General features: G+C 58.1%; 21 protein-coding genes. 9 read left to right on the plus strand and 12 right to left on the minus strand.

Annotation, left to right across the window (positions count from 1 at the left end; translation table 11 throughout):
• Positions 1 to 3 precede the first annotated feature (3 nt).
• Complete coding sequence (rsmA, locus tag Q9R35_RS07350; RefSeq protein ID WP_199265464.1) at positions 4 to 795, plus strand: 16S rRNA (adenine(1518)-N(6)/adenine(1519)-N(6))-dimethyltransferase RsmA; 792 nt, start codon at positions 4 to 6, stop codon at positions 793 to 795.
• Positions 796 to 964: 169 nt separating this feature from the next.
• On the opposite strand, the gene Q9R35_RS07355 is transcribed toward rsmA, so the two are convergent.
• The 7 genes from Q9R35_RS07355 to glyQ form a co-directional block, all read right to left on the minus strand.
• Entirely contained in the window at positions 965 to 2,194 is a 1,230-nt protein-coding gene (locus Q9R35_RS07355) for a nucleoside recognition domain-containing protein (protein WP_063688485.1), read from the minus strand.
• Positions 2,195 to 2,384: 190 nt separating this feature from the next.
• Entirely contained in the window at positions 2,385 to 2,780 is a 396-nt protein-coding gene (gloA, locus tag Q9R35_RS07360; RefSeq protein WP_035271035.1) for a lactoylglutathione lyase, read from the minus strand.
• 29 nt (positions 2,781 to 2,809) lie between these two features.
• A complete protein-coding gene (locus Q9R35_RS07365) occupies positions 2,810 to 3,691 on the minus strand; it encodes a M48 family metallopeptidase (RefSeq protein WP_042483510.1) in 882 nt (293 codons plus the stop codon).
• Positions 3,657 to 4,406, minus strand: a complete 750-nt coding sequence (locus Q9R35_RS07370) for a 1-acyl-sn-glycerol-3-phosphate acyltransferase (RefSeq protein ID WP_042483513.1) — start codon at positions 4,404 to 4,406, stop codon at positions 3,657 to 3,659. Before Q9R35_RS07370 ends, Q9R35_RS07365 begins: the two co-directional genes overlap by 35 nt.
• Before the next feature lies 1 nt (position 4,407).
• Entirely contained in the window at positions 4,408 to 4,947 is a 540-nt protein-coding gene (gene gmhB / locus Q9R35_RS07375) for a D-glycero-beta-D-manno-heptose 1,7-bisphosphate 7-phosphatase (RefSeq protein WP_045930968.1), read from the minus strand.
• On the minus strand, positions 4,947 to 7,079 hold the full coding sequence (glyS, locus tag Q9R35_RS07380) for a glycine--tRNA ligase subunit beta (RefSeq protein ID WP_311219597.1): 2,133 nt from the start codon (positions 7,077 to 7,079) through the stop codon (positions 4,947 to 4,949). Before glyS ends, gmhB begins: the two co-directional genes overlap by 1 nt.
• Positions 7,079 to 7,984, minus strand: a complete 906-nt coding sequence (glyQ, locus tag Q9R35_RS07385) for a glycine--tRNA ligase subunit alpha (protein ID WP_026485201.1) — start codon at positions 7,982 to 7,984, stop codon at positions 7,079 to 7,081. The genes glyS and glyQ overlap by 1 nt, the downstream gene beginning before the upstream one ends.
• Here glyQ and Q9R35_RS07390 point away from each other — a divergent pair.
• The 3 genes from Q9R35_RS07390 to Q9R35_RS07400 are packed head-to-tail and all read left to right on the plus strand — an operon-like array spanning position 7,931 to position 10,554.
• Entirely contained in the window at positions 7,931 to 8,176 is a 246-nt protein-coding gene (locus Q9R35_RS07390) for a hypothetical protein (RefSeq protein WP_162473396.1), read from the plus strand. The genes glyQ and Q9R35_RS07390 overlap by 54 nt on opposite strands.
• 50 nt (positions 8,177 to 8,226) lie before the next feature.
• Complete coding sequence (locus tag Q9R35_RS07395; RefSeq protein WP_125303682.1) at positions 8,227 to 8,994, plus strand: crotonase/enoyl-CoA hydratase family protein; 768 nt, start codon at positions 8,227 to 8,229, stop codon at positions 8,992 to 8,994.
• Between the two features lie 39 nt (positions 8,995 to 9,033).
• Positions 9,034 to 10,554 (plus strand): fumarate hydratase, encoded by a 1,521-nt coding sequence (locus Q9R35_RS07400; RefSeq protein ID WP_026485204.1) that lies wholly within the window; start codon positions 9,034 to 9,036, stop codon positions 10,552 to 10,554.
• A gap of 170 nt (positions 10,555 to 10,724) precedes the next feature.
• Here the strand turns inward: Q9R35_RS07400 and Q9R35_RS07405 are convergent, their stop codons facing one another.
• Complete coding sequence (locus Q9R35_RS07405) at positions 10,725 to 11,312, minus strand: TetR/AcrR family transcriptional regulator (protein ID WP_311219598.1); 588 nt, start codon at positions 11,310 to 11,312, stop codon at positions 10,725 to 10,727.
• Positions 11,313 to 11,445: 133 nt separating this feature from the next.
• On the opposite strand from Q9R35_RS07405, the gene Q9R35_RS07410 reads away from it, so the two are divergent.
• The 5 genes from Q9R35_RS07410 (at position 11,446) to Q9R35_RS07430 (ending at position 17,240) form a co-directional block, all read left to right on the plus strand.
• Positions 11,446 to 12,648: an MFS transporter gene (locus Q9R35_RS07410; RefSeq protein WP_311219599.1), complete on the plus strand. Its 1,203-nt coding sequence runs from the start codon at positions 11,446 to 11,448 to the stop codon at positions 12,646 to 12,648.
• Between the two features lie 24 nt (positions 12,649 to 12,672).
• Positions 12,673 to 13,860, plus strand: a complete 1,188-nt coding sequence (locus Q9R35_RS07415) for an MFS transporter (protein ID WP_311219600.1) — start codon at positions 12,673 to 12,675, stop codon at positions 13,858 to 13,860.
• A 220-nt stretch (positions 13,861 to 14,080) separates the two neighbouring features.
• On the plus strand, positions 14,081 to 14,359 hold the full coding sequence (locus tag Q9R35_RS07420) for a hypothetical protein (protein WP_022983473.1): 279 nt from the start codon (positions 14,081 to 14,083) through the stop codon (positions 14,357 to 14,359).
• Positions 14,360 to 14,498: 139 nt separating this feature from the next.
• Positions 14,499 to 15,704 carry a putative DNA modification/repair radical SAM protein gene (locus tag Q9R35_RS07425; protein WP_311219601.1) on the plus strand — a complete coding sequence of 402 codons (1,206 nt, stop codon included), beginning with the start codon at positions 14,499 to 14,501 and terminating at the stop codon, positions 15,702 to 15,704.
• Positions 15,705 to 15,752: 48 nt separating this feature from the next.
• A complete protein-coding gene (locus Q9R35_RS07430) occupies positions 15,753 to 17,240 on the plus strand; it encodes a UdgX family uracil-DNA binding protein (RefSeq protein WP_311219602.1) in 1,488 nt (495 codons plus the stop codon).
• 9 nt (positions 17,241 to 17,249) lie between these two features.
• Here Q9R35_RS07430 and folK read toward each other — a convergent pair whose 3' ends face one another.
• Genes folK through hda form a run of 4 tightly spaced genes read right to left on the minus strand, consistent with a single transcriptional unit; the run spans position 17,250 to position 20,525 of the window.
• The gene (gene folK / locus Q9R35_RS07435; protein WP_042484399.1) at positions 17,250 to 17,702 is read right to left on the minus strand and encodes a 2-amino-4-hydroxy-6-hydroxymethyldihydropteridine diphosphokinase; all 453 of its coding nucleotides are present in this window, start codon (positions 17,700 to 17,702) and stop codon (positions 17,250 to 17,252) included.
• Positions 17,703 to 17,731: 29 nt separating this feature from the next.
• On the minus strand, positions 17,732 to 19,111 hold the full coding sequence (pcnB, locus tag Q9R35_RS07440; protein ID WP_311219603.1) for a polynucleotide adenylyltransferase PcnB: 1,380 nt from the start codon (positions 19,109 to 19,111) through the stop codon (positions 17,732 to 17,734).
• Positions 19,112 to 19,121: 10 nt separating this feature from the next.
• The gene (locus tag Q9R35_RS07445; RefSeq protein WP_311219604.1) at positions 19,122 to 19,823 is read right to left on the minus strand and encodes an HAD family hydrolase; all 702 of its coding nucleotides are present in this window, start codon (positions 19,821 to 19,823) and stop codon (positions 19,122 to 19,124) included.
• 3 nt (positions 19,824 to 19,826) lie between these two features.
• Positions 19,827 to 20,525 carry a DnaA regulatory inactivator Hda gene (hda, locus tag Q9R35_RS07450; protein WP_022983475.1) on the minus strand — a complete coding sequence of 233 codons (699 nt, stop codon included), beginning with the start codon at positions 20,523 to 20,525 and terminating at the stop codon, positions 19,827 to 19,829.
• Positions 20,526 to 20,555: the final 30 nt, after the last annotated feature.

Consider the following 20,555-nt stretch of genomic DNA (forward strand, 5'->3'; position numbering starts at 1 on the left):
GGTATGGCCCAGCATCAGGCGCGCAAGCGCTTTGGACAGAACTTTCTGGAAGATGAGGCCATCATCGACCAGATCATCCGTGCGATTGGCCCTCGGCCTGTCGATAATATGGTGGAAATTGGTCCGGGCCTCTCGGCCCTGACCCGACCGTTGACGCAGGCGCTGGAGCGCTTGCGAGTGGTCGAGATTGACCGTGATCTGGCTGCTCGCTTGCGCAATCATTATTCGCCCAACAAGCTGGAAATCATTGAGGCTGATGCCTTGAGCGTGGACTTCGGTGCCCTGGGTCCGAATCTGCGTATTGTGGGCAACCTGCCTTACAACATCTCCAGCCCTTTGCTTTTTCATCTGCTGGACTACGCAGATGCTGTAGTGGACCAGCATTTCATGCTGCAACGGGAAGTGATCGACCGCATGGTCGCCAAGCCCGGTTCTTCGGATTACAGCCGTTTGTCGGTAATGCTGCAGGCACGCTACCGCATGACCAAACTGTTTGAAGTGCCGCCCGAGGCCTTCAACCCGCCGCCGCGAGTGGTGTCTGCTGTGGTGCGCATGGTGCCTTTGCCAGCTGACCGAGCCCAGGCTCGTGATGCAAAGGTGTTCAGTCAGGTGGTGGCCAGAGCGTTTGCGCAGAAACGCAAGATGTTGCGTGGCGGTCTGGGTGACTGGACGGCTCATATTGACTGGGAAGCATTGGAAATTGCGCCTACCAGCCGTCCGGCGGATTTGTCCTTGGAAAAGTACGTTGCCCTGGCCGATCACCTGATGGATAAGGGTGTCTTGCAGGCCGTCTGATAGACAAAATCCCGTAAAGAACAACACCCCAAAATTGGAAATCGATTCCGTTTTGGGGTGTTTTTGTATGGTGGGCCATGTTGAGGCTACACGCCCCTGAAATGATCAGTGATTCCTGGCTGAGTCTGCTGGGGCAAAGCGCCTTACCTTCATGGTGGCCCCTTGATTCCTAGCCAAAGAACCAATAGCAGACCGCAATCGCGGCCAGTACCCCGGCCAGATCGGCAATCAAGGCGCAGGAAACCGCGTGCCGGGCCCGTTGTATGCCGACCGCACCAAAATACACGGCCAGCACATAGAAAGTGGTTTCGGTACTGCCTTGCACCGTTGCCCCCAGCAGGGCAGGGAAGCTGTCCACACCGTGATGCTGCATGGTTTCAATCAACAGGGCTCGGGCTGCACCGGCCGAAAAAGGTTTGACCAGGGCCGTTGGCAAGGCATCAATAAAGCGCGTATCCAGCCCGGTCAGGTTGACCAGCCAGCGGATTACATCCAGCACGATATCCAGGGCACCAGAGCTGCGCAGAACGCCCACAGCGCACAACATGGCAACCAGATAGGGCAGCAGATCCCTGGCAACGCCAAAGCCCTCCTTGGCGCCTTCTACAAAGGCTTCGTATAGAGGAATCTTGCGACGCCAGCCCATCAGCAGGAATAGCCAGATAATGGACAGCAGGGTCAGGTTGCCCAGCAAGGACGAAAGTGACTGGATAGCCGCTGCGCTGAGTGTGGCCAGCAAGGCCATGAAGGATCCCAGGATCAGCGCAAAGATTCCAAACCACAGCATCAGCACCGGATCAAACAGACGCAGGCGCTGCACCAGGGCCACACTGAGCAGTCCGGCCAGCGAGGAGGCGGTGGTAGCCAGCAGAATTGGCAGAAACACCATCGTGGGATCAGGCGCACCCTGTTGAGCCCGGTACATGAAGATGCTGATGGGGATCAGTGTCAGTGAGGAAGCATTGAGCACCAGAAACAGGATCTGGGCGTTGGTGGCGGTGTCCGGGTGCGGGTTCAGTGTTTGCAGTGACTTCATGGCCCGCAAACCGATGGGCGTGGCGGCATTGTCCAGGCCCAGACCATTGGCGGCGAAGTTCAGGGTGATCAGTCCCAAAGCCGGGTGGCCGGCAGGCACGCCAGGCATCAGACGGCTGAACAGTGGTCCCAGCCAGCGAGCCAGGGTGTCGATCAGCCCGGCTTTCTCGGCAATCTTCAAAAAGCCCAACCACAGGGTGAGCGTGCCAAAAAGTAGCAGCATCAGTTGCACGGACAGGGCGGCCATATCGAACAGGCTGCGCACCATTTGTGCAAAAATTTCGCTATTTCCCCCGACCAGCCACTGGTAAAACCCGCTGACGGCGGCAATCAGGAAGAAAAACAGCCAAAGAGTATTGAGCATAGTGTTGGCAGTAAACAGGGCAGGGAAAAGCCAAGCTAGATTGTCGCAGAATACAGGCGGGTTTTAACGGCTACGGTATGTAAGGGTGGCGGCACAAATAGTCGCAATACACGATTTGGGCATATTTTTGCTGGGTTGGAAAATAAGGGGCATAAAAAAAACCGGCCAGTTAAGGCCGGTTCTGTTTGCTTTAATCCACGCGTCCTTTGGCCTGGATCAGCTCAATTTTGTAGCCGTCCGGATCTTCCACAAACGCAATCACGGTGGTGCCGTGCTTCATGGGGCCGGCTTCACGTACGACCTTGCCGCCGCGGGCCTTGATGTCCTCACAGGCTTTGTAGGCATCAGGCACTTCCAGAGCGATATGACCATAGCCATCGCCCAGATCATACGAGGGAGTGTCCCAGTTGTGGGTCAATTCCAGCACGGCGGCTTCGGACTCGTCCTGATAGCCCACGAAAGCCAGGGTGAAGCGGCCGTCCGGGTAGTCGGACTGGCGCAGCAATTTCATGCCCAGCACTTCGGTGTAAAAGGCCAGAGAACGGTCCAGATTGCCGACACGCAGCATGGTGTGCAGGATACGCATAAGGTAGAGCTCCTAGAGTTCAACCTGCCTTAAAGCAGGGGCAGGGTGCCTGGATCATATTGTCGTAACTGATTGCGCGCATTGACAAAATCAGGGTAGAGCGTTTCGACCAAGGCCCAGAAACGTGGGCCGTGATTCATCTCTTGCAGATGCGCGACCTCGTGAGCGACGACGTAATCAATGATGGATGGGTGAAAGTGTATCAGGCGCCAGTTCAGCATAATCGTGCCGTCACTGTTGCAGGACCCCCAGCGTTTGGCAGGCGCAGCCAGCCGTAATTTGCTGGCACTCAAGCCCGACAGGTTCAGATAGTGTTGCAGCCGCTGTTCAAACCATTGCCTGGCCTGTTTCTGCAACCAGGCCTGGGTCAGCTCTTGGACACGCTGGGGTTCGGCACCGATGGGCAAGGGGAGTGACAGGCCTTGACCACGCAGAACCTGGCCGGGCTGGCCCTCAAAATGCACCTGTTGAATCTGCGGGTTCAGGCTAAGGCGGATGGGCACGCCCATAAAGGGCAGGGTATCGCCATCAACCCATTGCAGGCTTTGCAAGGCTAGTTGTTCGCGACGTTGCTGGTATTCGCGCAGCTTGCGCAGTATCCAGGCGCTTTTGCTGTGCAGCACTTGTTCTGCCTGACTGATCTTGACCCAGGAGGGCAGGGCAACGGTCAGGCCACTGTCGTTGATGGTCAGGCCCAGGGTACGGCGGCGGGAGCGTTTGAGCTGATAGCCAATGGTGTGGCCATCCAGCTGCACCTGCTGCCATTGCACGCCTTCCGGCAAGCTTTCGGGCCGGACAGTCAGGGCACTTTGGGGGGGCAGAGCAGAACCGGCGGGCGGCTTTTCTGGCCGCTGCGCCGGGTGGGGAAAGGCCGTGTCAGGAAACAGGGCCAGTTGTGGGGGGACCGTCATAGCGTTCCGGATTCAAGACGCGCATTTCGGTTTCAATCCATGTCTGTACGCGTTGGTTGACTTCTTCAGGGGTCAGCCCGGCAGGATCAATGGGCGGCCCAAAGGAGATAGTAACCAAGCCCGGCGTCTTGATAAAGGCATTGCGACGCCAGCATTCTCCCGCATTATGCGCTACGGGAATAATGGGCGTGCCGGTACGGCAGGCCAGCAAGGCGCCACCCATTTTGTAGCGGCCAGTAGAGCCAGGGGCGGTACGAGTTCCTTCCGGGAACAAGAGGGGCCAGCGGCCTTCGTCAATGCGCTGCTGCCCGATCTTGATGACTTGTTCAAAGGCATCCCGGCCCTTGGCGCGATCAATAGGGATCATGCGCAGCAGGGCCAGTCCCCAGCCAAAGAAAGGGACTTTATGCAGCTCGCGCTTGTAGACAAAGCACACCTGACGCGGCATGTAGGAAGGAAAGAACAGCGTTTCCCAGGCCGACTGGTGCTTGGACAGGATGATGGCCTTGCCGTCGGGCAGGTTGTCCCAGCCCTTGGTCTGCCAGCGTATGCCCAGAATCGTGCGTGCTCCCCAGACAGCCAGCCGCGGCCAGCCGGTGGTAAAGCGATAGCGCATGTCCAGCGGCAGCGGCGCGATAATCAGGCAGGCAAAGGCGTAGGGGATAACGGTAATCAACAAAAAGAGTTGATAGAGTGAAGCGCGGATAATGCCCATATCAGTTTCCGTGGAGCCATTTGTCGACAACAGCGGCCAGATCGGCCTCGACGCGCGTGCCCTCGGGCAAGCCGCCTTTCTCTAGGGTACGCATGCCTTTACCCGTCTGGACCAGCCAGGGCGCACAGCCGGCTTGGCTGGCCGCTTGCAGATCACGCAAGGAATCGCCCACCGAGGGTACGGTTTGCAGGTTCACTTCATAGCGATGTGCAATGTCGCGAAACATGCCAGGGGCCGGTTTGCGACAGGTACAGCCCTCATCCGGGCCATGCGGGCAAATAAAGATGGCGTCGATAAAGCCACCCAACAAGGCCAGTTCACGGCGCATCTTGGCATGGATGGCGTTCAGCGTGGTCATGGAAAACAAACCACGTGCCAGACCGGACTGGTTGGTGGCAATGACCACCTTCCAGCCGTTTTCGGTCAGGCGGGCCAAGGCCTCCAGACTGCCTGGAATGGCCTCCCACTCCTGTGGGCTTTTGATAAAGGCATCGCTGTCATGGTTGATGACACCGTCCCGATCAATAATGGCAAGTTTCACTAGTTAGCCAGCCTGGAAAGATCCGCAACCTGGTTCATCAGTGTGTGCAGCTTGGCCAGCAAGGCCAGACGGTTGGCACGGATGGCAGGGTCTTCGGCCATGACCATGACGTCCTGGAAGAACTTGTCCACGGCACCACGGGCCTGGGCCAAGGTGGCCAGGGAAGCGTCAAATTCACCCTCTTCAAACTGGGCCTGGGCCACGGGCTGCAATTCCTGAATCTTGGCAGCCAGCTCGCGCTCGGCAGGTTCGACCAGCAGCTTGTCGTCCAGCGTTGCCAGTTCGCCTTCGGCTTTCTTGAGCAGATTGCTGACGCGCTTGTTGGCGGCAGCCAGGCTCTCGGCTTCAGGACGTTGGGCAAAAGAGGCGCAAGCCTGAATACGGGCGTGAACCTGCTCCAGTGGCGGACGCAGGGCCAACACGGCATCCACCACGCTGCGCTCGTAATCGTTGCTGAGCTGGTTACGGTAGCGTTCGTAAATGAAGGCTTGAACCGCATCGACCGTGTCAGCCGCCAGGACGCCATCCTTGAAGAAAGAGGCAGTGGTGTTCAGCAGCGTATCCAGATTCAGGCTATTGGCCTTCAACTGGGCACCGGCTTGCAACTGTTCGTAGGCGCTGATCAGGCCCAGAGCGGCACGGCGCAGGGCATAAGGGTCGCGTTCACCTGTAGGAGCCAGACCAATGCCCCAGATACCAACCAGAACCTCGGCGCGCTCGGCCAGGAACAGAATGGCCTGGGTCAGGCTGGCTTCTGTGACAGGCTGGTCCAGGCGGTGACGGTATTGCTCGCGAATAGCCAGCACGATGTCCTCGGGCTCGCCATCGCCTTGGGCGTAGTACGCACCCATCACGCCTTGCAGCTCGGGGAACTCGCCCACCATATTGGAGTTCAGGTCTGCCTTGGCCAGAAGCGCGGCACGACGGGCGTGCTCTTCATTGGCACCCAGTTGCTTGGCGATGTAGCCAGCCACGGATTGCAGACGCTCGATACGGTCCAGCTGCGAACCCAGCTTGTTGTGGTACACGCTGCCAGCCAGCGTGGACACACGCTCGGCCAGAGTCTGTTTGCGATCGGTTTCAAAGAAGAACTGGGCGTCCGCCAGACGGGGGCGAACCACGCGCTCGTTACCTTCGATGATGTTGCTGGGATCGTCCACCTTCATATTGCTGACGATCAGGAAGCGATTGGTCAGCTTTTGTGTGGCGGGATCAAACAGCGGGAAATACTTTTGATTCAGACGCATGGTCAGAATCAGGCACTCGGAAGGCACTTGCAGGAATTGCTCGTCGAACTGGCCCACGTACACGGTGGGGTATTCGACCAGAGCGGTGACTTCGTTCAGCAACGCTTCCACTTCGGGATCGTCGCCTAGGGTGGAGTTCAGACGTTTGGCCTCAGCTTCCAGGTCGGTGCGAATCTGTTCGCGGCGAACTTCAAAGGAAGGAACCACCCAGCCTTGCTCCTGGACTTGTGCGGCCCAGCTGTCGGCGTCACGGATGTCGAAGGGGGCATCGCACATGAAGCGGTGGCCGTGTGTCTGGCGACCGGCTTGCAGACCCAGGGCGCTGACGGGAACGATGTCCGACCCCCACAGGGCGACCAGACCGTGAGCAGGGCGCACAAAGCGCACGCTGCTGACACCATCGGCCAACTGGTAGCGCATCACTTTAGGGATGGGCAGGTGGGTAATCGACCATTCCAGGGCTTCCTGCAGGCCGTCTTTCAGGGCAGCACCAGTGGCAATGCCGCTGGCGTACAGGTAATCCTGCTTGCCATCGGATTCGCGCAGCAGGTCGCTGGCTTTCAGATGTTCCAGACCTTTGGCGGCCAGTCGCTTGGCCAGAGCCGGGGCGATCTCGCCGTTGGCATCCAGGCCAATATGGGCGGGCATCAGTTTTTCGGTGTAAGGCTGATCTTCGGCTTGCTGGTAAGCAGCGCTGAACCAGGCCGCCAGACGGCGTGGCGTCGCGTAAGCGCGCACTTCACAGTTCGGTGCCAGCAGGGCCTGTTCGCCCAATACTTTTTGCAGACCTTCGCTAAAGGCCTGACCCAGCTGTTGCAGCGCTTTGGGGGGCAGTTCTTCCGTGAACAGTTCAATCAGCAAAGGCTGTGTGGTGGAGGCGTTCATTACTTGGCCTCCGAGGATTTGTTGCTCAGCATGGGGAAACCTAGGCGTTCGCGGGAGTCGTAGTAAGCCTGTGCGACAGCGCGGGACAGATTGCGGATACGGCCAATATAGGCAGCACGCTCGGTCACACTGATGGCGCCGCGGGCATCCAGCATATTGAAGGTATGGGCAGCTTTCAGCGTTTGCTCGTAAGCGGGCAGGGCCAGCGGCACATCAATGATGCGCTTGGCTTCGGCTTCGTAGTCGTTGAAGTGCGCAAACAGCACATCGGTGCTGGCGTGCTCGAAGTTGTAGGTGGATTGCTCCACTTCGTTCTGGTGGAATACGTCGCGGTAGTAAATGCGCTGGCCGTTGTGACCTTCGGTCCAGACCAGGTCGTAGACGCTTTCCACGCCTTGCAAGTACATGGCCAGACGTTCCAGACCATAGGTGATTTCGCCCGTGGTTGGCGTGCAATCCAGGCCGCCTACTTGCTGGAAGTAAGTGAACTGGGTGACTTCCATCCCATTGAGCCAGACTTCCCAGCCCAGACCCCAGGCACCCAGTGTCGGGTTTTCCCAGTCGTCTTCAACAAAACGGATGTCATGCGCTTTGGGGTTGATGCCCAAGGCTTCCAGCGAGCCGATATACAAGTCCAGAATGTTCTCAGGTGCGGGCTTGAGCACGACCTGAAACTGGTAATAGTGCTGCAGGCGGTTAGGGTTGTCTCCGTAACGCCCGTCTTTGGGGCGGCGCGAAGGCTGCACATAGGCAGCGCGCCAGGGTTCGGGGCCGATAGCCCGCAAAAAGGTTGCCGTATGAGAGGTTCCGGCACCGACTTCCATATCGTAGGGCTGAAGCAGAGCGCATCCGTGCTTGTCCCAGTATTGCTGGAGCGTAAGTATGATTTGCTGAAAGGTGAGCATGAGCAATGGCCAGTAAAGCGAGAATCTGCAAAATTTTTCTATTTTAGCGTGAACTGCGCCCTTGCAGCAGAAAAGCGCCCGCAATGGGCTATTTTGGCCGTCCGGGCCATGGGCAAGGCCGCTGTGTACCGGGCGGTCAAGTTGTTTTTAGACGTATCATATGCGTTTGTCCAAATACTGCTTATTTGCTGACCTGATCTTGAAACAGAATCTCGGGCAGCAGTCTAAAGGAGGTTAGGTCCATGAGTGAACTTGTCACGCTTGAACGTATCGGCAAGGTAGTGTTGATTACCTTGAACCGTCCCGAGGCACGTAATGCCATCAACCTGGAAACCGCGCAGGCGCTGGCCCAGGCTCTGGATGAGTTCGATGCCGACCCCAGTATTGCCGTGGGCGTGCTGACCGGTGCCAACAATACGTTCTGCGCCGGTATGGATTTGAAAGCCTTTGCCAAGACTGGCCAGCGCCCCTATGTAGGCGACCGCGGTTTCGCTGGTATTTGCGAGCGCCCGCCTGCCAAGCCATTGATTGCCGCCGTGGAAGGCTACTGCCTGGCCGGTGGTTTTGAAATTGCCCTGTCCTGCGACCTGATTGTTGCGGCCGACAGCGCCAACTTTGGCCTGCCTGAAGTGAAACGCGGCATTGTCCCCGGATCGGGCGGCATGGTGCGCTTGCCTAGCCGTATTCCTTACCACATGGCCATGGAAATGGTGCTGACCGGTGGTATGTACCCTGCAGCCCGCATGGCCGAACTGGGTCTGGTCAGCCGTCTGGCCGAACCCGGCAAAACTACCGAGCAGGCGCTGGCACTGGCCGAGCAGATCGCCGCCAACGGTCCTTTGGCCGTGCAAACCGCCAAGAGCATCATTTCCCAGTCGCGCGACTGGCGTCAGTCGGATCTGTTCGATCTGCAGCGCCCCCGTATCGCTGGCATTTTTACCTCTGCAGACGCCAAGGAAGGCGCGACGGCTTTTGCCGAGAAGCGCGAACCTGTCTGGCAGGGCAAATAGTTTCCCCTTGTTCATCCCGTTTTTTATATAGACGCCACCATGACCACGATCAAAGAAGACGATCTGATTCAGTCCATCGCTGATGCGGTGCAGTTCATCAGTTACTACCATCCCACCGACTATCTGGAGCATCTGGCCCGCGCTTACGAGCGTGAGCAGAACCCGGCGGCCAAAGATGCCATCGCCCAGATCCTGACCAACTCGCGCATGTGTGCCGAGGGCCATCGCCCTATCTGTCAGGACACCGGGGTGGTGAACGTATTCCTGAAAGTGGGCATGGGTGTGCGCTTTGATACCAAGCGCTCCTTGCAGGAGCTCTGTGACGAGGGTGTGCGTCGCGGTTATCTGAATCCGGATAATCCACTGCGCGCCTCCATCCTGAACGACCCCTTGTTCACCCGTAAAAACACGCGCGACAACACACCCTGTATTGTGAATGTCGAACTGGTCGCTGGCGATCAGGTCGACATTCAAGTGGCCGCCAAGGGCGGTGGTTCGGAAAACAAGAGCAAGTTCGTGATGCTCAACCCCAGCGATTCTCTGGTGGATTGGGTTCTCAAAACCGTTCCTACGATGGGTGCTGGCTGGTGTCCTCCAGGCATGTTGGGTATTGGCGTTGGCGGTACAGCCGAAAAAGCCATGCTGATGGCCAAGGAAGCCCTGATGGAAGACATCGATATGTACGAGCTGCTGCAACGCGGCCCGCAAAGCAAGCTGGAAGAGCTGCGTATCGAACTGTATGAGAAGGTCAATGCTCTGGGTATTGGCGCGCAAGGTCTGGGCGGTTTGACCACCGTGCTGGACGTGAAGATCAACACCTTCCCGACTCACGCCGCTTCCAAGCCTGTGGCCATGATCCCCAACTGTGCCGCGACCCGTCACGTGCATTTCTCGCTGGACGGCAATGGCCCAGCCGAGCTGGCACCTCCACCACTGTCGGCCTGGCCTGACATTCACTGGGCGCCGGACTACAACAAGTCCCGCCAGGTGAACCTGGATGAGCTGACCCCTGAAGAAGTGGCTTCCTGGACGCCAGGCCAGACCTTGCTGCTGTCGGGCAAGATGTTGACTGGCCGTGACGCTGCTCACAAGCGTATTCAGGACATGCTGGAAAAGGGCGAGTCCCTGCCTGTGGACTTCACCAACCGCGTGATTTACTACGTAGGCCCGGTTGACCCTGTGCGTGACGAAGCCGTTGGTCCTGCAGGCCCAACCACTGCCACTCGCATGGATAAGTTCACCGAGATGATGCTGGCCAAGACTGGCCTTATCTCCATGATCGGCAAGGCCGAGCGTGGCCCAACCGCCATTGAAGCCATTCGTGCTCACAAGTCGGCTTACCTGATGGCCGTGGGTGGTTCTGCGTACCTGGTGTCCAAGGCCATTCGCAATGCGAAAGTGGTGGCTTTTGAAGATCTGGGCATGGAAGCCATTTACGAGTTCGAAGTTCAGGATATGCCAGTAACCGTGGCCGTGGATTCGCAAGGCGTGTCCGTGCACAACACCGGCCCTGCCGAGTGGCGCAAGCGTATTGCAGAGATCTCTTTGGTCGCTGTGTAAGGCGTGAAGCGGGAAGCTTGGGCTTCCCGGCTTTGTCGATAAGAAACCCGCATGAGTGTTTCTGGTCTGCTTGTAAAAGCAGTATCAGCACAACATTCAATGCGGGTTTTTTTATGTCTGGCGTTTATGTGGCCCTTACTTGGCTGCCAGCAGGTTCGGGTGTTGCCTGCTCAGGACTTGATCAGCAATCCGCGCAGCAGCAAATCCAGTGCTGCCAGCCCCTTTGCCAAGCGAGCATCGCCGTCCTCTCCCTGCGCAATCCAGAATGCGGCTTCGGCCAGACTGCCGTAAATCAGGGAAGCCAGGGCGTGGGGATCGGCCTGTTCAATCCGGCCTTGATCCATCAGCGCCTGAATCAGGCCTTCCATGGAGCCTACACAATATTGATGCGATTCGGGCGAGGCGCCCCCCAGTACGGCCTTGGCATCGCACAAGACAATGCGCTGCATTTCCGGCTCCAGCGCCATTTCCAGATAGGCATGGCAGCGGCGCACAAACCCTTCCCAGGCATCGTCGGTATTGTTTGAAATAGCCTGCAGACGTTCGTCCATTTCCGCATCGATCTGATCGACCACCGCCGCCAGCAAACCTTTTTTGTCACCGAAGTGGTGGTAGAGGGCACCGCGTGTCAGGCCCGCCTGAGCCGTCAATTCGTCCATGGATGTGTCGGCATAACCACGGTCTGCAAAGAAAGTGCGAGCGGTGGCCAGCAGCGTGGCGCGGGTTTCTTCCATCTCGGCGCGGGTACGGCGTGCCATAGTTTCTCCTTACATACGGGGTGAATGTATATTTACATGCACAGCGTATGTATATATTATTTTAAACATACGCCTTGTATGTATTGTCGATGCATCACCGTGTCGTGGCAAGCGGGCGTTCACGGAGAATGTAATGGCTCAGCCTTATCGAGAACTTTTTGCCGCGCCCGGCGCACGGGGTTTTGCCCTGGCCGGGCTGCTGGCCCGGATTCCGCTGCCCATGATAGGGATAGGAATCATCACCATGCTGTCGCAACTGCGGGGCAGCTATGCCTTGGCGGGGGCGGTGTCCGCCTCTTTTGTCCTGACCTATGCGCTGGTGTCGCCGCAGGTGTCCCGTTGGGTGGACCGGCGTGGGCAAAGCCGTGTTCTGCCGCTGGCAACAGCCATCAGTGTGCTGGGCCTGCTGCTCTTGTTGGGGGCGACCTGGTGGCAAGCGTCTGATTGGATCTTGTTTGCAGGCGCGGTGCTGGCCGGTTTCATGCCCAGCATGTCGGCCATGGTACGTGCCCGCTGGACGGTGATTTATCGTGGTCAGGATCGGTTGCAAACGGCTTGTTCGCTGGAAACCGTGCTGGATGAAGTCACCTTTATTGCCGGGCCGCCCTTGTCAGTAGGTTTGGCTGTCGCGGTGTTCCCGCAAGCGGGTGTGCTGGCCGCTGTGGTATTGCTGATAGCCGGCGTGTCGGCCCTTCTGCTGCAAAAAGGCAGTGAACCGCCGATTCAGGAGCAGGAGCAGGGCAGTCGCCCTTCGGTGCTGCGTCTGAATAGCGTGCGTTTGCTGGCATTGCTGATGGTCGCCATGGGCGTGATTGTGGGCACCGTGGATATTGTCAGCGTGGCCTTTGCCGAGCAGATGGGGCAGCCGGGGGCGGCCAGTCTGGTGCTATCGGCTTACGCCTTGGGTTCTTGCGTAGCGGGTCTGGTGTTTGGTGGTTTGAAGCTGAATATCCCTTTGCACCGGCTATTGCTGTTGGGTGGTTTGGCTACCGCCGCCACGACCTTGCCTTTATTGCTGGTGGCCAGCGTGGCACAGCTGGCGGGGGCGGTCTTGCTGGCTGGTCTGTTTTTCGCTCCCACCATGATTGTGGCCATGTCGCTGGTTGAGCGTGTGGTGCCGGAGCAGCAATTAACCGAGGGCATGACCTGGTTGCTGGCTGGTCTGAACATCGGTGTAGCTATGGGGGCTGCTGCTTCGGGGCGGATGGTGGATCAAGGCGGAGCCAGCTCCGGTTTTATGGTCGCGCTTTATGCCGCCGCCCTGATCGTCTTGCTTGCCTTGTGCAGCCATCAACGTTTGCGTACGCCTGGAACGGCCCGTTCCTGCGCTGTTTAGCCTTCTTTCCTCGAATATTTAGCAATGAATACTTCTTCTTTATCCATGGCCGTGCGGCCTGGCAAACGGCAGTCCTGGTTGGCGGTTAGCGCTGTTGGCTTGGCCACCTTTTCAGTCGTCACCACGGAAATGTTGCCCGTAGGTTTGTTGACCTCCATTGCAGACAGTTTGCAGACCTCTACAGGGACGGTGGGTTTGTTGATTTCCCTGCCTGCCTTATTGGCCGCCTTGTTTGCGCCGCTAGTAGTGCTGGCTTCCGGCGGCGTTGACAGGCGACGCATCCTGTGTGGATTGCTGGCCTTGTTGGTGATGGCCAATATTGCGTCTGCCCTGGCTCCCAGCATCGTCTGGATGCTGGCTGCCCGTGTACTGGTCGGCTTTTGCATGGGCGGTATCTGGGCCATTGCAGGTGGTCTGGCTTCCCGTCTTGTTCCGGCTCAGTCAGTAGGTTTGGCAACCTCGATCATTTTTGGTGGGGTTGCCGCCGCTTCTGTATTGGGGGTGCCATTGGGCGCCTTGATGGGCGATCTGCTTGGGTGGCGCTGGGCGTTTGGTGGCATGGCGCTACTGAGCGCTTTGGTGCTGATCTTCCATCTGGCCGTGATTCCTTCTTTGTCCGTGTCGCGTTCGACCACATGGCGCCAGTTCGCCGAGCAATTGGGCAATCGGCGGTTATGGTTTGGCCTGCTGCTGACCTTGATCCTGGTTGCGGGGCATTTCAGCGCGTTTACCTTTGTGCGACCTCTTTTGCTGTCTGCTTCGGGAATAGGCTCTGAATGGATAGGGGGCTTGCTGTTCGCTTATGGTGTGGCCGGGATTGCAGGCAACTTCCTGATCGGGATTTCGGCGGCGCAACGCACTGAAGCCAGCTTGATGGCGATAGCGTTGGGTCTAAGCATCACTGCTTTGCTTTTCTTGACAGTGGGTGGTTCACCGCTGAGTGGAGGTGCGATTTTGCTGCTTTGGGGCCTGGCGTATGGCGGGGTGTCGGTAGGGCTGATGAGCTGGATGATGAAGGCTGCTGCCAACGCGGTTGAGGTAGCCACCGCGTTGTACGTGGCTGTCTTCAATATCGGCATAGGGCTTGGCTCCTGGCTGGGTGGGCAGTTTGTGGATGCCTATGGCTTGAATGCAAATCTGGGGTTGGCTGGCCTGGCCTCTTTTGTTGTGTTTTTGCTGCTTTTCGGAACAATTTTGCGACAAAAAACCTGAGCGAAAAAACAGGGCCCGGACTGATTTTCCCGGGCCTGCAAGGACGCAAGCGCGGGTTATTGCTTATTGGAGTCTTGAAGGAGCGCTGCGACGATGTCTGTCAGAACTCCTTGAAATATTCTGTACATTGTTATGTTGTACGGTATAGGGATGCTTTCTGGCTGACCTCCCCTTATGGGCACACAATGTCGGTATGGGTGGTCTTAATTAAGGGCCTTGTATGACGCAACTTCAGCGCTCCATTACTATTCCGCAGCTCAACCCCACTATTTGGAACACTCTTGAGCTCGTGCGCTTACGCCAAACTCCCTGGCACAAGAAACAAGCTGTTTTCGAACAATTACAGTCGCTGGGATTAGTCCAAGCCATCCCTCAAACGACGCAGACTCCTTCCCCTTTTCCCGCTCCCCTGATAGCCATGTTGACCGAAGAAGGGCGGCAATTGCTGGAAGCCCGATCCAATCACCAAGAGGCCTTGATCAAGCTTCTGGATGCTTGACCCCTTGGCTTGAGCTGGCTTGGCTGGCTTGTCCCTTGCCGGACAAGCCCGGCCGCTTGCCCTCTTTGAAAATGCGCCGGGGCCGTGACGCCCGGACCGAAAACTGTATAATGCTGTTTTTATATACAGTATTTCGATCATGGAGCTATCGCGCAAACTCGAAATTCTGGCCGATGCGGCAAAGTACGATGCCTCTTGCGCCAGCAGTGCCGCGCCCAAACGGGATTCCCGCGGGCGTGCGGGCTTGGGTGCCAGTACCGGTGCCGGTATTTGCCATAGCTTTACGCCGGACGGCCGCTGCGTGTCGCTGCTCAAGATACTGCTGACCAATTTTTGCCAGTATGACTGCCTGTATTGCGTGAACCGGCGCTCCAGCAACGTGCCACGCGCGCGTTTCCGGCCGGCGGAAGTGGTGGATCTGACGCTGGATTTTTATCGGCGCAACTATATAGATGGTCTGTTCTTGAGCTCGGGCATCATACGAAGCTCGGACTACACCATGGAGAGTCTGGTCGAGGTGGCGCGCTCCCTGCGCGAAGATCACCATTTTCGTGGCTACATCCACCTTAAAACCATTCCGGATGCCGATCCGCAGTTGATCACGCTGGCTGGTCATTACGCAGACCGACTCAGCGTCAATATCGAACTTCCTACGGATGCGGGCCTGCATCGCCTGGCACCCGAGAAAAGTGGCCATACGATCAAGCGGGCGATGGGGGTGATCCGTCTTGCTCAGGAGCAGGCGCAGGAAGAAAAACTTCCCAAGGTACCTGCCGGACAAAGCACGCAAATGATTGTGGGTGCGGATGCGGCGGATGACCGCAATATCTTGCAAACAGCGCAGAATCTATACGGTGCCTACAAGCTCAAGCGGGTGTATTACTCTGCGTTCAGTCCTATTCCGGATAGTTCGTCGGCGCTTCCCGCACAGCCGCCACCGCTCCTGCGAGAGCATCGGCTGTATCAGGCCGATTTCTTGCTGCGTAGTTACGGTTTTCGGGCCGAGGAGCTGTTTCAGGACAAGGGCGATTTGCCCTTGGATATTGATCCCAAATTGTCATGGGCCTTGTCCAACCGGGCCGTATTTCCGGTGGATCTGAACCGGGCGCCGGAGCGCCTGATTGCTCGTGTGCCCGGCATTGGTGTCCGTAATGCCAAGCGTTTGGTCGAGTTGCGTCAGATGCGGGCTATCCGGTATCAGGATCTGATCCGTTTGCGTTGCTCCATCAAAACATTGCAGCCCTTTGTCGTGGTACAGGATTACCGTCCTGGCCTTGCCGACGCGTCGTCCGACAAATTGCGGCGCATGCTGTCGACCAATCCGCAGCAATTGAGTCTCTTATGAGTACGCTCTGTTCGCCGGCCGGTTTTTTCCTGACGATGGGGGGCGAGCATGGTGAGCTTGCAGGTTGACGGCGGCTATAGCGCCTGGCGTGAGCAAGCCTTGCGCGCTCTGGCGGCAGGCTGGTCACCAGAGCAGCTTTGCTGGTGTGAAAAAAGGCGGGAGGCGGGCGCGGCCAGCCAGCAGATGGGCTTGGATTACGAGCTGTCTCCTCCTGTGTCCTCTATATCCTTGCGGGAGCCGCAGGGCTGTGAGCCGAACGCCGAGTTTGCCGTTCGCATTTCGAAAGGGCTGAGCGCCTTGCTGCAGGATGCCGCCTTGTGTCGTACTCCGAAGCGTTGGGCCTTGCTCTATCGCGTGTTGTGGCGTTGGCACCATGGGGAGCGCAGTGTGGCGTCTGTGGCTGATGAGGATGGGGCCCGCTTATATGAAATGGCGAAAGCCGTGCGCAAGGAAAAGCACGACATGATGACGTACGTACGGTTTCGCCATTGCGGGCAGGGCAAGCGGCCCGAGTATTGGGCCTGGTTCGAGCCCGAGCACGAGGTGCTGGAGTGGATTGCCGACTATTTCTCCAAACGTATGGGGAGCACCTCCTGGTGCATCGCGACGCCACAACGTGTGGCGCTGTGGGATGGTGAAAACTTGCAGCTGCGTGATGCGCCTGAGAATGTGGATGAATTACGCAGCGGTCCGTCGGACGATCAGGTGGAAGCCTTGTGGTTACGTTATTACCGGAGCATTTTTAATCCTGCACGTCTGAATGAAACGGCCTTGCAGCAGAGCATGCCCGTGCGATTCTGGAAAGGTTTGCCTGAAGCAAGCCTGATTCCCGCCATGGTCAGTGAAGCGCGTAACGGGGCGCGGCGAGTCGGACAGTCTGGTCTTGTTGCCCGGATGCCGGGCAAGTCGGTAGCGGTGACGGCTGATTCTGCCCAGCCCATCCGGGGTGAATTGTCTGTGCTGGAGCGTTGCCGGCGATGTGGTCTATGGGAAAACGCGACGCAGGCCGTGCCGGGAGAAGGCCCGACAACAGCCCGCATGATGTTGCTGGGCGAGCAGCCGGGCGACCACGAGGATTTGGCTGGCCGTGTTTTTGTCGGGCCAGCCGGGCAGGTTCTGGATCAGGCCTTGCAGCGTGCAGGCCTTGACCGCGACCAGCTGTATGTAAGTAACGCCGTCAAACACTTCAAATGGGAAGGGCGTGGCAGGCAGCGTTTGCATGTCAGTCCATCCCCGGCTGAAGTGCAGGCATGCGGACATTGGTTGCGGGAAGAGCTGGCGCAGCTTGAGCCTGCCGTCATCGTCACTCTGGGAGCGACTGCCCTGACGGCCTTGTTGGGCTCAAAGGCGCGATTGGCTGATTTCCTGTCCAAACCCTTTTTGTGGGGCCAGACGTGGGTTATTGCGACCTGGCATCCTTCCTATGCCTTGCGTGTGCAGAATGCCGCCCGGCAAGAGGAAATTGTCAGTGGCATTGCCCAGGCCATGCAAATGGGGTGGCAGCTGGCCAATGCGCCCACGGCTGATGGCGCTTGAAAGCGGACACTAGGGCAGCCGCCGGATCTCCTGGTCTTGCACCGTGCTCAGCAATTCCTTCACGCTGCCTTGAGTCAACTCAAGTTCAGGGGCCAAGTCTGCCAGCGGAACCAGCACAAAGGCACGCTCGTGCATGCGGGGATGGGGCACGATCAACCGTTCCGTATTAATCTGCTCTTGCCCGTAAAGCAGCAAGTCCAGATCCAGGGTACGGGGTGCATTACGGTACAGGCGCGTGCGGCCGTGCTCTTGTTCGATGTGTTGCAGACGGTCCAGCAAATTCTCGGGAGCCAGAGTGCAGGTGAAGCGGACGACTGTATTGACGTAATCCGGACCACTGGAATCGACGGGAGCCGTGCTGTAGAAATGGGCCAGCGTCAGATCCTGGATGCCAGCAGTAGCGGCCAGTTCAGCCGCCGCTGTTTCCAGAGTTTGTCGTGCTTCGCCCAGATTCGCGCCCATGGCAACAAAAACGGTGTTGCTGCCTGGAATCACGATTCGCTTCCGCCTGCCGCGTTGCTGCGTTTGGCATTGGAGCGACGGCGACGGGTACGACGCTGGCCGCTACGCGAGCCAGTGGCGGCGGTGCCAGCGGGTTTACGCACGGCAATCATAGTGCTGCGTTCTTCGTCGCCCGCATCAGCCAGATCCATCCACCACTGTGCCTGCACGCTATCCACCTCTTTGGCTTCGGCGCGTAGTTGTAAAAAGTCCACAGCGGCACGGAAACGAGGTTGTTCCGTCATGCGCCAGATAGCGCGGTTGGCGATGCGTTCAAAACGGGGCTGCATGAACCAGATTTCACGCATATCCGACTGGAAGCGCTTTTGAATTGGCATGATGCGGCTTTGTTTTTCCAGGATCAGGTCGGCGGCTTCCAGCAAGGCTTGCTGGGGATGCATGTCCTGAGCGCTGCGTCGGTCCCACTCCTGCTTGACTAGCTTCCAGAGCAGGCACGCATAGATAAAGCTGGGGCTGACCGACTTGCCCGCGCGAACGCGGGTGTCGGTGCGGGCCAGGGCCATATCCAGAAATTCCGAGCCACCAGGCAGACGTTGAACTGGCTCCACCATGGGCAAGAGCTTGCTGTGCAGACCCAGAGCCTGCAGGCGCTGGATGCAGTCCATGGCATGGCCGCAGTTCAGCAACTTGAGTGTTTCGTCAGCCAGACGGGATTCGGGCACGTTCTCGATCAGACGCGACAAGGAACGAATCGGTGCGTCTGTCGTGGGTTCGATGGTGGCATCCAGCTTGGAGGCAAAGCGCACGGCACGCAGCATGCGCACCGGGTCTTCGCGATAGCGGGTTTCCGCATCACCAATAATGCGTACCTGACGGTCTTTCAGATCGGCTACCCCGTTGTGGTAGTCGATAACGGTTTCGGTCAGGGGATCGTAGTACAGCGCATTTAGCGTGAAGTCGCGGCGTGCGGCATCGTCTTCGATGGTGCCGTACTCGTTGTCGCGCAGGATACGGCCATGTTCGTCGGTTTGCTTGCCGCTATCATCGGCCCGGAAAGTCGAGGTTTCGATGATTTCCTGGCCAAACACCACGTGAACCAGGCGGAAGCGGCGGCCAATGATGCGGGCACGACGGAACAGGGGGCGGATTTGCTCGGGCGTGGCGTTGGTCGCCACGTCAAAGTCCTTGGGCTCCAGGCCCACCAGCAAATCGCGCACTGCGCCGCCCACGACATAGGCTTGATAGCCTTCGTGGTTCAGGACCTCGCACACTTTGATGGCATGACGCGAGACCAGACGTCGGTCTATGCCATGTTCTTCTCGTGTGTAGCGGCGCGGCCCTTTGGGACGCGTGCTTTTGGCTGGTTTGAGCAGCCGGTCGACAAATGTTTTTATTGTTCGCTTGAGCATGCGTCTGATTTTACGATTTGCTGTCCATCATGTCAGCGAACAAATCGATGACGACCCAATTGCGTTCGCAAGCCACGGCACGCAGCTTGTCGCTGGGGTTGGTTGCCACGGGGTCGGTCACCACTTCCATCAGGGGCAGATCGTTGGGCGAATCGCTGTAAAACCAGCTGCGCTCGAAGTCGGCCAGGGTTTTGCCCATGGTTTGCAGCCATTGCTCCACACGGGTGATCTTGCCAGCCTGGAAGCTGGGCACACCGCTGATCTTGCCGGTGTAGCGGCCGTCTTTCATTTCAGGGGTGGTGGCGATCAGGTGGTCTACGCCCAATGCCGCAGCAATGGGGCGCGTCACGAATTCGTTGGTAGCGGTCACGATCGCCACCAGATGGCCCTGGTCCTGATGCTGGGCCAGCAGTTCGCGGGCAGCCGGGCTGATCGAGGGCAGGATCACGGCCTGCATGAACTCGTCCTGCCAGGCCAGCAATTCTTCCTGGCTGGCGTTGGTGAGCAGGCCCAACATGAATTCGGCCGATTCTTCGGCCGTCAACAATCCCTGGTTATAGCGTTCCATCAGGTCTTCATTCAGACGGATGGCTTCAGCGGGGTCACCGACGCGGCCCGTACGGGCCAGGAAGTCAGCCCACTGGTAATCGCTATCTAAAGGAAGCAGAGTGTGGTCCAGATCAAACAGGGCAATAAAAGAAGAAGCAGTCATGACTCAACTAGAAGATTGGGTCTGGCTGTTGGCCAGAAGTTCTTTGAGCAGGGGTAAAGTGATGGGGCGTTTCTTTACCAGTGAATAGTTGTCCAGCGCATCGATCAGTGCGCTCAAGCGGTTCATATCGCGATCGTAGTGAGTCAGTATCCAGCTGAGCACTTCCGCTTGCAGTTGCAGACCGCGGGCAGCGGCTCGCTGTTGCATGGCTTCGGCCCGGTGGGCGTCCGACAGGTATTCCAGTCTGAATACCAGGTCCCAACCCAGGCGTGTGCGCAAGTCCTCGCGCACGGACATGGTTTTGGGAGCCCGGTCGCCGGAGACCAGCAGCGTGAAGGCGTCTGGCCGGGTGGCCGACTCGCGCCAGCGATTGTACAGTGCAAATACGGCAGCCTGACCGTGCTCGTCAAAACGCTCGATATCGTCGATGGCCAAGAGGCTGGGAGGGGCTTTGTCATCGGTGGCGATGTCAAAGATGGGCTGGGAGGGAGTATCTGAACTAAAATAGCGGCTGTCGTCTTGACTGGCCATCGCCCGCAGCAGATGTGTTCGACCTGCGCCGGGCGGTCCCCACAGGTAAACCGCGCGTCCTGGACTGCACTGACGCAGAGCCTGCAACGCAGCCTGATTCGCTCCGGCAACAAAGTTGTCCAAAGAGGCAGGCGGTGCTGGAGATATATCCAGAATCAGTTGCTCGGTCATGTGTCGTACAATTTCGTCCAACTCGCAATT

The organism is Alcaligenes sp. AB3, from assembly GCF_031844565.1.
Classification (GTDB): Bacteria; Pseudomonadota; Gammaproteobacteria; order Burkholderiales; family Burkholderiaceae_B; genus Alcaligenes; species Alcaligenes faecalis.

What these genes read in the sequence shown, in the direction of transcription:
- Q9R35_RS07410 (WP_311219599.1), top strand. Translation starts at nt 11,446, where the DNA reads ATGGCTCAGCCTTATCGAGAACTTTTTGCCGCGCCCGGCGCACGGGGT.
- pcnB (WP_311219603.1), bottom strand. Translation starts at nt 19,111, where the DNA reads ATGCTCAAGCGAACAATAAAAACATTTGTCGACCGGCTGCTCAAACCA.
- Q9R35_RS07400 (WP_026485204.1), top strand. Translation starts at nt 9,034, where the DNA reads ATGACCACGATCAAAGAAGACGATCTGATTCAGTCCATCGCTGATGCG.
- glyS (WP_311219597.1), bottom strand. Translation starts at nt 7,079, where the DNA reads ATGAACGCCTCCACCACACAGCCTTTGCTGATTGAACTGTTCACGGAA.
- Q9R35_RS07425 (WP_311219601.1), top strand. Translation starts at nt 14,499, where the DNA reads ATGGAGCTATCGCGCAAACTCGAAATTCTGGCCGATGCGGCAAAGTAC.
- Q9R35_RS07430 (WP_311219602.1), top strand. Translation starts at nt 15,753, where the DNA reads ATGGTGAGCTTGCAGGTTGACGGCGGCTATAGCGCCTGGCGTGAGCAA.
- Q9R35_RS07445 (WP_311219604.1), bottom strand. Translation starts at nt 19,823, where the DNA reads ATGACTGCTTCTTCTTTTATTGCCCTGTTTGATCTGGACCACACTCTG.
- Q9R35_RS07355 (WP_063688485.1), bottom strand. Translation starts at nt 2,194, where the DNA reads ATGCTCAATACTCTTTGGCTGTTTTTCTTCCTGATTGCCGCCGTCAGC.
- Q9R35_RS07395 (WP_125303682.1), top strand. Translation starts at nt 8,227, where the DNA reads ATGAGTGAACTTGTCACGCTTGAACGTATCGGCAAGGTAGTGTTGATT.
- Q9R35_RS07415 (WP_311219600.1), top strand. Translation starts at nt 12,673, where the DNA reads ATGAATACTTCTTCTTTATCCATGGCCGTGCGGCCTGGCAAACGGCAG.
- folK (WP_042484399.1), bottom strand. Translation starts at nt 17,702, where the DNA reads ATGGGCGCGAATCTGGGCGAAGCACGACAAACTCTGGAAACAGCGGCG.
- gloA (WP_035271035.1), bottom strand. Translation starts at nt 2,780, where the DNA reads ATGCGTATCCTGCACACCATGCTGCGTGTCGGCAATCTGGACCGTTCT.
- Q9R35_RS07370 (WP_042483513.1), bottom strand. Translation starts at nt 4,406, where the DNA reads ATGGGCATTATCCGCGCTTCACTCTATCAACTCTTTTTGTTGATTACC.
- Q9R35_RS07405 (WP_311219598.1), bottom strand. Translation starts at nt 11,312, where the DNA reads ATGGCACGCCGTACCCGCGCCGAGATGGAAGAAACCCGCGCCACGCTG.
- glyQ (WP_026485201.1), bottom strand. Translation starts at nt 7,984, where the DNA reads ATGCTCACCTTTCAGCAAATCATACTTACGCTCCAGCAATACTGGGAC.
- Q9R35_RS07365 (WP_042483510.1), bottom strand. Translation starts at nt 3,691, where the DNA reads ATGACGGTCCCCCCACAACTGGCCCTGTTTCCTGACACGGCCTTTCCC.
- hda (WP_022983475.1), bottom strand. Translation starts at nt 20,525, where the DNA reads ATGACCGAGCAACTGATTCTGGATATATCTCCAGCACCGCCTGCCTCT.
- rsmA (WP_199265464.1), top strand. Translation starts at nt 4, where the DNA reads ATGGCCCAGCATCAGGCGCGCAAGCGCTTTGGACAGAACTTTCTGGAA.
- Q9R35_RS07420 (WP_022983473.1), top strand. Translation starts at nt 14,081, where the DNA reads ATGACGCAACTTCAGCGCTCCATTACTATTCCGCAGCTCAACCCCACT.